This is a genomic window from Gordonia sp. OPL2, from assembly GCF_003797825.1.
In the GTDB taxonomy this organism is placed as follows: domain Bacteria; phylum Actinomycetota; class Actinomycetes; order Mycobacteriales; family Mycobacteriaceae; genus Gordonia.
In genome coordinates, this window is the sequence record NZ_RKME01000003.1 from 186,208 (window position 1) to 199,091 (window position 12,884).

Annotated in this window: 6 protein-coding genes and 1 tRNA gene; 2 read left to right on the forward strand and 5 right to left on the reverse strand. The window is 69.3% G+C overall.

Annotated elements, in window-relative coordinates:
* Positions 1–35: 35 nt before the first annotated feature.
* The 3 genes from EEB19_RS05370 to EEB19_RS05380 form a co-directional block, all read right to left on the reverse strand.
* Positions 36–111, reverse strand: a tRNA-Lys gene (locus EEB19_RS05370).
* 93 nt (positions 112–204) lie between these two features.
* Positions 205–1,374, reverse strand: a complete 1,170-nt coding sequence (locus EEB19_RS05375; RefSeq protein WP_187584055.1) for an Ig-like domain-containing protein — start codon at positions 1,372–1,374, stop codon at positions 205–207.
* 47 nt (positions 1,375–1,421) lie between these two features.
* Complete coding sequence (locus EEB19_RS05380; protein WP_187583880.1) at positions 1,422–1,643, reverse strand: DUF3618 domain-containing protein; 222 nt, start codon at positions 1,641–1,643, stop codon at positions 1,422–1,424.
* A gap of 275 nt (positions 1,644–1,918) precedes the next feature.
* Here EEB19_RS05380 and bcp point away from each other — a divergent pair, with 275 nt between their 5' ends.
* Both bcp and EEB19_RS05390 read left to right on the forward strand, forming a co-directional pair.
* Entirely contained in the window at positions 1,919–2,392 is a 474-nt protein-coding gene (bcp, locus tag EEB19_RS05385; protein ID WP_187583882.1) for a thioredoxin-dependent thiol peroxidase, read from the forward strand.
* A gap of 18 nt (positions 2,393–2,410) precedes the next feature.
* Positions 2,411–3,043 carry a TetR family transcriptional regulator gene (locus EEB19_RS05390; protein ID WP_187583884.1) on the forward strand — a complete coding sequence of 211 codons (633 nt, stop codon included), beginning with the start codon at positions 2,411–2,413 and terminating at the stop codon, positions 3,041–3,043.
* 138 nt (positions 3,044–3,181) lie between these two features.
* On the opposite strand, the gene EEB19_RS05395 is transcribed toward EEB19_RS05390, so the two are convergent.
* Positions 3,182–3,574 (reverse strand): holo-ACP synthase, encoded by a 393-nt coding sequence (locus EEB19_RS05395; RefSeq protein WP_187583886.1) that lies wholly within the window; start codon positions 3,572–3,574, stop codon positions 3,182–3,184.
* Between the two features lie 20 nt (positions 3,575–3,594).
* Positions 3,595–12,834, reverse strand: coding sequence for a type I polyketide synthase (locus tag EEB19_RS05400; protein ID WP_187583888.1), 9,240 nt, complete (start codon positions 12,832–12,834; stop codon positions 3,595–3,597).
* Between the last annotated feature and the right edge of the window lie 50 nt (positions 12,835–12,884).

Genomic DNA, 12,884 nt, shown 5'->3' on the forward strand with positions numbered 1-12,884 from the left:
AGACGCCCCGCGTCGTGCGGGGCGTCTTTGTGTGGTGGTGCGCCATCAGGGACTCGAACCCCGAACCCGCTGATTAAGAGTCAGCTGCTCTGCCAATTGAGCTAATGGCGCTTGCCGGTGCGAGAAGGAACCTTACATGTCGCGGCGACAGAAGTGAAATCGCCTGTTCGCGCGGCCCTGCGCACCGGGTCGATCAGGTCGCGCTCAGGCGTTGCCCTTCTTCCACACCGACCACGGGACGTTCCAGTCGCCGAGGCCGTCGTCACCCGGAAGCGGCGGACCGACAGTGTTTTTCGCGATCACGACATCTCCGCGCAGCGAGTGGTTCAGGAACCACTCGGCGTTCTCCGTGCTCACGTTGAGGCAACCGTTGCTGACGTCGTCGACGCCCTGATCGCCGAGCGACCACGGTGCGGCGTGGACATAGATGCCGCTGAACGAGATTCGGGTCGCGTCGTAGACGGTCTCCTTGTATCCCTCCGGCGAGTTGACCGGGACACCGTAGGTCGACGAGTCCATGATCACGCTCGGTTCACGTTCGGCGACGATGTAGGTGCCGTTGTTGGTCGGTGTCGAATCCTTGCCCATCGACGTCGGCATCGTCTTGACGACCTTGCCGTTCACCGAGATGGTGATCTGCTTCGTCTTGTCGTCGGCGACGGCGACGAAGCTGCGTCCGACGGTGAAGTCGGAGGACATGTTGTTGTCACCGAAGACGCCGTCGCCGAGGTCGATGCCCTTGGTCTTGACCGCCACGTGCACCTTCGTCCCGGGCTTCCAGAAGTGCTGCGGCCGCCACCGCACCATGCTGTCGTTGAGCCAGTAGAAGGCACCCTCGACGGGCGGGTCGGTGGTCACCTTGATCGCGTTCTGCGCGTTGCGCTTGTCGGTGATCGGGGTGTCGAAGTTGATCGCCACCGGCTGGCCGATGCCGACGGTCTCGCCGTCGGAGGTGACCGTCGAGGCGTCGGCCAACGAGCCGGCCGACGCCGTGGTGAAACCGATCTTCCGCGCGCCCTGACCGTCGATGCCGCGGGCGGTCGCGGTCAGCGTGTAGTCGGCCCCGAAGTCCAATGGGTCACTCGACACCCATCGGGCGCCGTCGGAGGAGACCTTGCCTGCCACGCGTCCGTCCGGTCCGGAGACCACCACCGACGAGAGGTTGCCGTCGTGGGCGGTCACCGTGATCGGCGCACCGGGCATCACACCGACCGCCTTGTCGTTCATCGGCGTGTCCCGCCATCCCGTCACCGAGATGGTCGGCTGCGCCAGCGAATCCAGGCTCTGCGCGTCGGTGATGGTGTCCGGGTACTCGGGCGCGGTGGAACACCCGGCGAGCGCGGCGACCGTCAGCCCCACGAGCGCCGCGCCCATCACCCGGCGGCGGCCGGACAGCGCCGCGGCCGTCTGTGGAGCGGATCTCAACGGGCGATCTTCCGGACCACCACGACCGCGACCAGCACACCCACACCGGCGAGCGCGTACCGCACGGCCGGGAGACTCAGGGTCGCAAGTGCCTTGTTCTTGGCATCGTCGGCGAGCCGCTGCGGGTTCGCGCGGTCGGCCAGCGCGTCAAGGGTCTTGGCCAGGTCTTCACGCGCCTGCGCGATGTCCTGCTCGATACGTTCGGTATCCCCGGCCACGTGATTCCTCCCAAGTGTTGTCGGCGTCGTTCGTGATGTCGGCGTCGTGGTGGTGTCGGCGCCGTGATGTCGGTGGATCGGGTCCGACGCCACAGTGCCGCCCGAGCGCCCCGACGCCCGTGATCGACCATTCGAGACTACGGCATACAGCCGTGTTCACCCGCGTGTGCAGCACGTTCGGTGTCGTCGTCGGGCGCGGGCGAACGTCACCTTCCCGACATTCCGTACGTGCCCGGGCAGAACTGCCCCCTGACCCGATCGACTAGCCTGGCGGTATGTCAGCGACCACGAGGTTGTCCGTCGGGGACAAGGCTCCCGCGTTCACTCTTCCCGACGCCCAGGACAAGCCGGTTTCCCTGTCCGATTACGCAGGCCGCAAGGTCATCGTCTACTTCTACCCGGCGGCCTCGACCCCCGGGTGCACCAAGCAGGCCTGTGATTTCCGCGACAATCTCGCCGAACTCGGGGACGCGGGGATCGACGTCGTCGGCATCTCCCCCGACAAGCCGGCCAAGCTCGCGACCTTCGTCGAGAACGAGGGCCTGACCTTTCCGCTGTTGTCCGACCCGGACAAGACGGTACTGACCGAATGGGGCGCGTTCGGCGAGAAGAAGATGTATGGCAAGACCGTCACGGGCGTGATCCGGTCGACGTTCCTCGTCGGCGAGGACGGAACGATCGAGGTGGCCCAGTACAACGTGCGCGCCACCGGGCACGTCGCAAAGCTTCGTCGAGACCTGTCCGTCTGACATCCGCCGACGACCACCATGTCCACGTCAGTCGCCGAGCCGCTGGTCCCTCGCAAGCGGCCGACGCAGGAGCGCAGCAAGAAGAAGTTCTCCGCGATGTTGTCGTCGGCGCGGGAGCTGCTCATCGAGGTCGGCTTCGAGTCGCTCACGTGCGAGGAGATCGCCTCCCGCGCCGAGGTCCCGATCGGCACTCTGTACCAGTACTTCGCGAACAAGTACGTCATCGTGTGCGAACTCGATCGCATGGACACCGTGGACGTCCGTGAGGAATTGACCGCCTTCGCCTCGGAGATCCCGTCGCTCGAATGGCCGCATCTGCTGGAGAAGTTCCTCGATCACCTCGCCGCGCTCTGGCGCGACGATCCATCGCGCCGCGCGGTCTGGCTGGCCGTCCAGTCCACACCGGCCACGCGGGCCACGGCATCGCTGAACGAGCGCATGCTCGCCGAGCAGGTCGCCCGCATCCTCGCCCCGCTGACACCGACCCAGCGCACGCGCCGGGAGATGATGTCGCAGGTACTCGTCCACACCGCGTACTCGGTTCTGAGCTTCTCGGTGCAGGACGGCCACGACCACGAGCTGACCGTCGCCGAACTCAAACGCATGCTGGCCGGCTATCTCCTGCTCGAGGAGACCACCGCCGAGGCGTGAGGTATGCCGGCCGACGACCGCCGCCGCGGTGCTTGAACACGATCCGCGACAACCAGGCACGATGAGCGAAAAACAGGGCACGGTAGGCGAATTCGATTCGCCCACCGTGCCCTGTTTCTCGTCGATCGGGTCCCGGCGTCAGACTCCTTCGAGGATCGCGACCGCAGCCGCGGTGTCGCCGTCGTGGGTCAGGGAGACGTGCACCCGGGTGTCGGTGAGAAGTTCTCCGATCTCGCCGCCGAGGCGGATCGCCGGACGGCCCCAGTTGTCGGTGACCACCTCGATGTCGCTGTGGCGGATCAACGGCAGCAGCGGCGATCGCGAGAACCGGCTGACCGACCACGCTTTGACCACGGCCTCCTTCGCCGCCCACCGCGCCGCAAGGTGCCGGGCCTCGTCGCCGGTGCCGGCCGCCGCGTCACGACGCTCGCGGACCGTGAAACGGTCCCCGAACGTCGTGCCCGGCTGCTTGAGCTGCTCGCCGAACTCCGGGATCGACACGATGTCGATCCCCACACCGAGAACGCTCATCGACCCGGCTGACTCCGGGCTCACTCCGACCCGCCGGAGCGGCCGTAGTTGCCGGCCTCGGCGAGACGCACCGACGGATCGAGCAGCAGCTCGGCCTCGGCGTCGTGCTCGTCGACGGCTGCGTCGAAGCGACGGTTCGGCGGCCGCTGGTAGGCCGGCTCGACACCGCACATCGCCTCCAGGAGACGATGATTGCCCTTGCGTGAGCGCTCTGCGGACATGCGGCGGTATTCCGGGGCCTGCTCGGCGTCGAGCGTCGCCACGAAGGCCTCCGGATGCACGACCGCGATGAGCCCGGACACGTGACCGAAGCCGAGGCTGGTCAGCATTCCGGCCTTGAGCGGGAACCGCTCGCCGAGGTCGAGTGTCTCCCGCGGCCACACCAGGTGCGGGTAGTCGCGCATCTGCTCGTCGACACAGTCGAGGCTGCGGTTCGGCGGGATGACCCCGTCGCGCAGCAACTGGCAGAGGCCGATCAGCTGGAAGGCGGCGGCACCACCCTTGGCATGTCCGGTGAGCGACTTCTGCGACACCACGAACAGCGGCGCTCCGTCGCCGCGGCCGATCGCCGAGGCGATCCGCTCGTGCAGTTCGGACTCGTTGGGATCGTTGGCACGCGTGGACGTGTCGTGCTTGGAGATCACGGCGACGTCGTCGGCGCTGACGCCGAGTGCGCTGAGCGACAGTGCCAGCGGCGAGGCGTCGTTGCCGCGTGCGGCACCCAGCGCTCCCAAGCCGGGGGCCGGGATCGACGTGTGCACGCCGTCACCGAAGCTCTGCGCCCAGGCCACCACACCGAGCACGGGCAGGCCCATCTGCGCTGCGACGTCACCGCGGGCGAGCAGGATCGTCCCACCGCCTGCGGATTCGACGAACCCGCCGCGACGACGGTCGTTGGCGCGCGAGAACCGACGCTCGTCGATCCCGCGGGCCGACATCTTCGCCGACTCCGCGGTCGCGGACATGTCGCCGAATCCGACGATGCCCTCGATACCGAGATCGTCGAAGCCGCCGGCCACCGCGAACAGAGCCTTGCCGAGACGGATCTTGTCCACACCCTCCTCGACCGAGACGGCCGCCGTAGCGCACGCCGCCACCGGGTGGATCATCGCGCCGTAGCTGCCGACGTAGGACTGGACGACATGCGCCGCAACGATATTCGGCAGTGCTTCCTGCAGGATGTCGTTCGCCTTGGACTCACCGAGCAGCGTGTTGATGTACAGCTCGCGCATCGACGTCATGCCGCCCATACCGGTGCCCTGCGTGTTGGCCACCAGACCGGGGTGCACCCACCGCATGAGTTCGGACGGGGTGAAGCCCGACGACAGGAACGCATCGACGGTCGCCACCAGGTTCCACAGCGCGACACGGTCGATCGACTCGGCCATGTCGGGCGTGACGCCCCAGCGGGTCGGGTCGAAGCCGGTCGGGATCTGGCCGCCGACGGTGCGCGACAGCGAGAACTGCCGCGGCACACGGATCTCCGTGCCGGCCAGGCGGGTGACCTGCCAGTCGCCGGTCTCCGCGTTCTCCGCAACCCGGGTCTTCTCCGGGTTCGCCGATGCGAAGGCCCGCGCCTCGGCCTCGGAGCTCACCGTGAAGGTGAGGTCCTCGTCGAGGAACACCGAGGTGAGCAGCGGCGACGTGTTGTCGACCATCGCACCCTCGTCGGCGTAGCGACGGATACCGCATCGCGAGACGACCTCGTCGTGATAGCGCTCGGCGATCTCGCTCTCCGGCACCGGATCTCCCGACTCGGTGTCGTACCAACCCGGCTTGGGCGCGGTGTCCCAGTGGATCAGCCCGGTGTTCCACGCGAGCTCGACGACACCTGCGGCCGACAGCTTCTCGTGCACCTCCATCTCGAGGCGGGTTCGCGACGAGCCGTACGGCCCGAGCTCACCGGCGCCGACGATGACGACGAGATCCTCCGGCCGGGCGTCGATGGACGGCCACTGCGGGGTCATCCCTGTCGCCGCGCGCGCGGGTGCGGGCAGTGCGGCCACGGTCGGCGCCGCCTCCTCGCTGTCCTCGGCGTCCGACGACGCGGTGTCTGCCGCGGCCCCGGCCAACGCCTTGAGGTCGATCGACGGATCGAGGCCACCGGTGAAGTCGGCGACGATCGCCTGGCTGCGGGCATGCGCACGGTGATCCGGTGTGCACAGGCCGAGCAGGTTGGCGGCCATCTCCTCGGTGCTCCAGGTCCGGACACCGGCCGCCTCGACGGCGTCGACCATGCCGTCGTTGTGGCCCATCAGCCCGGTGCCACGCACCCAACCGATGAGCGCGTGCGCGATGGTGGTCTTCTGATTCCAGGAATCCTCAGCGGCCCAGCGGGTCACGAGTGCATCGAGCGAGGCCTTGCTCTCGCCGTATGCGCCGTCCCCGCCGAACATGCCGCGGTTCGGGGAACCGGGCAGCACCACATGGACGCGGGCGGCGATGTCATGATCGGCGTGCAGTTCGCCCAGGCCGGCGATCATCCGCTCGACCGACCAGAGCAGGACCTTCATCTCCAGTTCGGCACGGCCACCGGCGTCGGTGAGGTCACCGGCGACGCGCGGCGCGGCGAACGGGAACAGCAGGGTCGGCTTCATCGCCGGCTTGATCACCGACGTCGTGCCACCGAGGTTCTCGGTCTGCTCGGCGCCGATCCACTCGACCAGGTCGTCGACATCGGTGTAGGACGCCATGTTCGCCGGAGCCACCCAGAGCGCCGCGTCGAATCGCGCGTTCTCGCGGTACAGCTTCTTGTAGAACGCGAGCTTGGCGGAGTCCAGACGTGAGGTCGTCGCGATCACGGTCGCGCCGCCGGCCAGCAGTCCGGCGATCACGCCCGAGGCGATCGATCCCTTGCCCGCACCGGTGACGACCGCGATCTCGTCGGACCACTGCCCCACCCCGGGCTGCTCCGCGGCATGCGCGATGCCCGCGAAAACCCGTGCGTGGACCGAATTTCCGGCTGCCAGAGCCTTGCCCTGCCACCAGGTCGCATGCTGCGCGACGGTGTGGCCCGCGCCGTCGAACCGGGCGACGACACGCTCGAAGTCGCCGTCGAGGTCGTGCTCGTCGGTGAGCCAGATGCGGACGAGGTCCTCCCGGCTGGTCGCCCAGCGGTCGTCGACGAGGACGATCTTGGCCGCGTCGAAAGCCGGCGCGACGGTGCGCGCCCAGTCCGAACCGAGTTCCGCGCTGACGCGTTCGGCGATGACCGCGTTCGGGTCCTCGACGACCTCGGCGGTGTCGGCGACGTCGGCCAGGCCGAGCTTCTCCAGCACGGTGTAGGCGGCCGAGGCCAGCGCACCGGAACGGCCGGTGATCTGCTCGGTGAACTCACCGAGTGCGGCGGCGTCGACCGTCGCTCCACCGCCACCCTCGGCGGCCGGCTTCGCGACCGAGATGCCCCGGGCGGAGCCGACCGCGGTGACGGCGCGATCGATCAGGGCGTCGAGGGCGTCGGCGTTGGCCAGGGGGCCGTCGAGCAGGTTCCCGAGGTCCTCGCCGCGGACGCTGGCACCCTCGCGGGTGCCCAGCGCGACCGCCACGGTGGCATGCAGTCCCCACCCGGGGCCCAGCTGCCAGACGTTCGAGACGCGATCGCCGATGTAGGACTGGCGCTTGCCGACCGGACCGAGCACCTTGCGGACCTGGTCGCCGACGGCGTCGGTGAGCACGGGGCCCAGCGGACGGTAGCCACGCGCCAGCGTCTCGACCGTCGAGGACAGCGCATTCATGTCGGCTTCGGCCGCACCGTCGATCGCGCCCAGTCCGAGCTCGCCGCCGATGTCCAGCAGCAGCTGGTTGCGGCGCGACGACACGCCATCGCACAGGGCCTCGATGGTGTCGGCGGAACCGATCTGATCGGTGCGCATCTTCGTCCACAGCGCGATCACGGACTTGACCGCGTCAGACGGACCGAATGCGATGTCGTCCGGCCGCGGGCCGCCGGCCGCCGGTGCCGGAGCGGGCGCTGCGGCCGGGGCCGCCGGGGCCGGGGCGGCGGCCGAGTCCGCTGTCTCTGCGGCGGGTGCCGGTGTGTCGTCGGCCTCGTCCTCGGGCTCGGGACCCGAGTCCTTGGCCAGGATCAGGTCGGAGTCCCGCTCCACGTTGGCGACCTCGGTGGTCGCCGAGGCGTAGTCGTCGAGCTTGAGGGTGTTCGACGCGAGGCCGGCGAGGGTGGGTGCACCCTTCAGGCCGATCTCGACGAATCGCTGCACACCCAGGCCGTCACGCTCGGGTCCGGCGAACAGCAGTTCCTGGGTCTCGATCCAGCGGACCGGGCTGGCGAACTGCCAGGCCAGCAGCTCGATCAGCACCACACGAACCAGGCCACTCGGGTTGGCCTCCCACGAATCCCAGTCCGCGAGAACCTCGTTCAGCGGATCGGACGGCACGAGCGCCGCGATCTCCTCGACGAAGGACCGCTCGAGGGTGAACAGCCGCGGCACCAGGTTGGGGATGTAGTGGCCGACCAGGATCGCCGGGTCGATGTGCTCCGGCAGGAGTTCACCCAGCTTGGCCCGGAATTCGGGGACGCCGGCACGCAGGACGGTCGAGTGGAACGGCACGTCGATTCCCGGGACCAGGATGAAGGACCGCTTCCCGCCGAACTCGGTACGGCGGCGCTCGATCTCGTCCTCCAGATGCTCGAGGCCGCGGACCGTACCCGCGATCGCGTACTGCGAGCCGAGCAGGTTCAGGTTGACGACCTCGAGGAACTCGCCGACGGAGGCACCGACCTCGGCGACGAACTCCGTGACGTCACCGTCGGCCAGTCCGAACTGGCTCGGGCGGATGGCGGCCATGCGATAGTCGCTGCGGCCCAGCTCATCTCGGGGGACGAGATGGTGCATCGCCTCGCCGCGCTGGAAGACGACCTCGAGGACGGCCTCCAGCGGCAGGACGCCGGCACAGGCGGCCAGTGCGTTGTACTCACCGACGGAGTGACCACACGTGATGGCGCCGTCGACGAAGCCACCCGATTCCTTCAGCTCGGCGATCTGCGCGACACCCAGGGTCGCCATCGCGACCTGGGTGAACTGCGTCAGGTACAGCACGCCATCGGGATGGTTGTACGTGGTGCCGTTGGCGACGAGGGTCGTCGGGTTGTCGCGGACGACGGCGAGGATCGAGAAGCCCAGTGCGGCGCGGGTGTGCTTGTCGGCGCGGTCCCAGATCTCGCGGGCGGCCTTCGAGCGGGAGCGGGCGTCGAGACCCATCCCCTTGCTCTGGATGCCCTGCCCCGGGAAGGCATAGACGGTCCGGGGAGCGGCCAGCAGGCCGGTCGCGCTCATGACCAGGTCGTCGCCGACCTTGGCGGAGACCTCGACGACCTCACGTCCGGCGTCGAGCCCGACCCGGTCGACCCGGATCGTGACGGCGTCGCCGGTGCGGACCATGCCGAGGTACCGCGCGGTCCAGCCGATCAGCGGCCGTGCCGACGGGACCGGGTTCTTGCTGTCGGTCGCGGTGACCACCTGCTGGGCGGCGGCCGACAGCCACATGCCGTGCACGATCGGATCGCCGAGACCGGCCAGCCGGGCCGCGGTGGTGTCGGTGTGGATCGGGTTGCGGTCCCCGGAGACCGCGGCGAAGCCGTTCATCCGGCTCGGCGCGGTCACGGTGGCCGACCGGAGGAGCTTGCGGGTCGCCGACTGCTCGCCGGTCGCCGCCCCGCCGGCGCGCGCCGGATCGGACAGCTGCTCGGCACCCAGACGTCCACGGATGGCGAAGCGTTCCTGCATCGTCGCGATGACACCGTCGGGTCCGGCGACCTCGATGCTCACCTCGACGACACGTCCGACCTCGGTGTCGTGGACGGTGCCGGTACGGGCGGTGACCGTCAGTTCGGTGGCGACGGAGGGGATCTCGCCGACCAGCTCGACCGCGTGGTCGAGGTGGACGAGGTCCAGGAGACCCTCGACGACGGGAGCGCCGGAATCCGTGCGGGCAGAACCGATCACGCTGAAGACGCTCGGCCACGAGGCGCCGACGAGTGTGTCGGGCACGGCGAAGCCGAACGGTTCGGTCGGGGTGGTCGGGCGCAGGTGTGCCGGCATGGTGTAACCGGTGACGGCGGCATGATCGGCGACGCTGTCCGGATCCCAGGCCACGGTCGTGGTCGAGGCACCGTCGGTGACCTCGGCGAGTCCGCCACCGGCGGCCACCGTCAGGATCTCGCGCATGGCCTGGGCGGCCTCGTCGATCCCGACGCGGGGGTTGCCGCCATCGAGCAGGGTGGCGTCCACGTGCAGCGGGATACGCACCGACGCACCGGAGATCGGTGAGATCAGATCGAAGCGGTCGTCGGATACGCGCTCCAGCACCGAACCGGTCGGCTCGTGCTCGGCACGGTTCGGGTCGACGAGTTCCCAGCGATCGCGATCACCGAGCAAAGCGATCGGATTGGGAACCATTCGGCCGACCCAGTCGACGTCGTCGGCTTCCAGGACGGCGACGATGGTGCCGTCACCGGCGACCAGACCGGCGCGCTTGCGGGTGTCGACGGCGACCGACTCGGTGCCGGCGCCCTCGAGATCACTGACGACGCGGGCCTCGAACCGGTCGAGCAGTTCACCGACCGGCTCGTCGACGCGGGTGATGCCCGCGACCGCGACCGGTCCGGGGATCACGCAGACGGCGTCGGCCGGGTACCGCGCATCGTGGGCCTGCCACAGCGAGTCGCTGCGCCACCAGCGCCGGACGTCCTTGTCGATGATCGGCACGAAGTTGACCGGCTTGCCCGGCGTGCGGCAGAGCTCGAGGAAGAACGAGACGTCGGCGGGGTGCAGCACATCGGACTCGATCTCGGGGTAGACGCTGCCGAGGGCGTCGATCGCCGAGTGCGGATCATCGGTGCTTCCCAGCTCGCCGAACATCGTCGGGATGGGGCCGGAGTCGACCGGGCTCATCCGGGCCTCGGTGCGCTGCAGCATGTCGACGAAGCGCTGCTGCCAGGTGATGTCGGCCCACGGCAACTGATCCGACCGTCCGTCGCCCACGGCGAGCGTGGCATAGCGATCGAGCCATGCGCGGTAGGTCATGGTCGCCACGTCGCCGAAGTACGGCTTCGCGGTGTCGGCCATGGCGGCGATGATCTCGTCGCGGCGCTCGGCGACCGCATCGCCGTCACCGGCGACCTCGTCGAGGATCCGGCCGCACCGCGACGCGGTGTTGTCGATCTCGTGGATGTCGGCACCGAGCTGGCTGCGCCCGGAGGCCATTCCGGCGGTGGCGTGTCCGGCACCGATCCAGTCGTCGCAGCCGACGGTGTCGACGAGCAGCTGTTTGACCTCGGGGGCGGTGGTCGCCTCCTTGGCCGCCATCGCGGCCGTGCCGACCAGGATGCCGTCGAGCGGCATCGACGGGTATCCGTATCCCGCCGACCATGCGCCCGTCAGGTACTCGCTGGCGCGCTCGGGGGTGCCGATGCCACCGCCGACGCAGATGACGACGTTATTGCGCGCACGCAACTCGCCGTATGTCGCGATCAGCAGGTCGTCGAGGTCCTCCCACGAGTGGTGGCCACCGGCGCGCCCACCCTCGATCTGCACGATGACGGGGTGATGCGGGACCTCCGCGGCGATCCGCACCACGGCGCGGATCTGCTCGACGGTACCCGGCTTGAAGGCGACGAAACGCAGTCCCGCCTCGACGAATTCATCGACCAGCGCCACCGCGTCCTCGAGCTCGGGGATACCGGCCGACACGACGACACCGTCGATCGGGGCGCCCTGAGCACGCGCCTTCTGTACGAGTCGCTTGCCGCCGAGCTGCAGCTTCCACAGGTACGGGTCGAGGAACAGTGCGTTGAACTGGGCCTGACGGCCGTCGTCGAGGAGATCGGTGAGCCTTTCGACATTGTCGGCGAAGATCTGTTCGGTGACCTGTCCGCCGCCGGCGAGTTCGGCCCAGTGACCGGCGTTGGCGGCCGCGGCGACGATGGCCGGGTCGACGGTGGTCGGGGTCATGCCTGCCAGCAGCATCGGTGAGCGGCCGGTCAGACGGGTGAAGGCGGTGTCGACGACGCGGCGGCCGTCTGGGAGTTCGACGAGTTGCGGCGCGAACTGCGTCCACGGGCGGGCGACCTCCGGGATACCGCCGGGGCTGAACAGGTTTCGCTGGCCGACGCGCAGGGCGGCGGACACCAGGCCGACGCCCTGACCACGGACGAGCGAGGAGGTCAGACGGGTGGCGAGATCGCCGGGACCGAAGTCCAGAATCCACCTGGCGCCCGAGTCGACCACCCCGTCGACGGTCGCCACCCAGTCGACGGTGTCGACCAGGATGGCGCGCGCGTGGGCGACCGCGGTGTCGCGGTCGATCGCGCACTCGTCGGCCCACTGCCCGACGAGCTCGACGGCCTCGGCCATGGCCGGGTGGTGGAACGCAACGCTCACGTTGAGGTGATCGAACTTGGGGGCGAACGGCGCCCCGCCGGTGAGCTTGCGCTTGCGATCGTCGGCCTCGGCATCGGCGATCCGCTCGCACAGTGCGGCGAAGGCGGCCAGATGGCGCGGCGCACCCGACAGCGCGACCGAGCGGCGTCCGTTGGTGATCGAGATGACCGGCGCGGTGGCCAGATCCGACGAGCTGAGTCCCTCGCGGTACTGGGCCAGGATCTCGGCGATGCGCGCCGGGGTGGCTCCGCTGACGGCCAGCATGGGGGTGCCGTCACCCGTGGTGGAGAGTCCACGGCGACGCGCGACGACGGTGCCGGCGGCACCGATGAGATGCGCGATCGCCAGCAGCAGACCCTGACCGGACTCGGCGACGTGCCCCTCGGCGCCGATGGCATGGGTGGCGATCGATCCCTGCGAATGACCGATGACCGCGGTCGGCGCGATCGTGGTGGTGTCGAGGCCCTGCTTCTTCAGCGCCTCGATGGCCGCGAGCTGGGTCAGCAACACACCCGGGCCGGACAGCGTGAAGTCGGCGAGCTCGGTGTCGCTGGGCACCGACTCCTCGGCGTCGAGCGCGCGCACCCAGGTCAGGGGGTGGAAGCCGTCCGCGACGGCGATCGTGATGCGGTCGGCGACAGGATCGATGATCCGCTCGGCCGCCTCGACGATCTTGGCGATCCGGTGCTCGAGGTCGGCGTCGACGACCAGCTCGGCCAACGTGGGCAGCCACGGTGATCCCTGACCGCCGAAGCTGATGGCATACGGCTCGCCGTCGGCGAGACGGTCGATCAGAGTGGTCGTGGGACGCTCCGCGCGAGCGGCGCCCTGTGCTCCTGAGCGGTGGTGGTCGACGGTCACGGGTTCTCCTCTGGTCTCGACACGGCGGGAGGGGCTCGTCGTGTCGCGGG

Bases quoted from the DNA above. Each gene is read 5' to 3' on its own strand.
- EEB19_RS05375 (WP_187584055.1), bottom strand. From the start codon at position 1,374: ATGGGCGCGGCGCTCGTGGGGCTGACGGTCGCCGCGCTCGCCGGGTGT.
- bcp (WP_187583882.1), top strand. From the start codon at position 1,919: ATGTCAGCGACCACGAGGTTGTCCGTCGGGGACAAGGCTCCCGCGTTC.
- EEB19_RS05390 (WP_187583884.1), top strand. From the start codon at position 2,411: ATGTCCACGTCAGTCGCCGAGCCGCTGGTCCCTCGCAAGCGGCCGACG.
- EEB19_RS05395 (WP_187583886.1), bottom strand. From the start codon at position 3,574: ATGAGCGTTCTCGGTGTGGGGATCGACATCGTGTCGATCCCGGAGTTC.